Origin of the sequence: Halomonas sp. SIMBA_159 (assembly GCF_046536035.1) — a bacterium.
Classification (GTDB): domain Bacteria; phylum Pseudomonadota; class Gammaproteobacteria; order Pseudomonadales; family Halomonadaceae; genus Vreelandella; species Vreelandella venusta_A.
Window position 1 is genome coordinate 1 of the sequence record NZ_JAWJBT010000252.1, and the last position, 321, is coordinate 321.

General features: G+C 50.5%; 1 pseudogene. It reads left to right on the forward strand.

Annotated elements, in window-relative coordinates:
- Positions 1–321: pseudogene (locus R0J87_RS19195) on the forward strand (3-deoxy-7-phosphoheptulonate synthase); the annotation flags it as partial.

A 321-nucleotide genomic window follows, 5' to 3' on the forward strand; every position in this document is an offset into this window, starting at 1 on the left:
GATGAGCAAAGCATAGGCGAAGCGCTGGCTAAGCTTGATAAACTGAATTTACCGCGTGGCATAGTGGTTGATTGCAGCCATGGTAACTCGAACAAAGATCATAACCGGCAGGGTGAAGTGGCACTAAACGTGTTGTCGCAGCGTCTGGCTGGCAATGATGCCATTATCGGCATTATGCTGGAGAGCCACTTATATGCCGGCCGGCAGGGTTTAACAAACGGTAAAGCCGATCAACCCGGTGTATCAGTAACTGATGCTTGTATTGATTGGCACACGACGGCAGCGTTGCTGGCCACTATTCATCAGCAAATGCAACCGGCA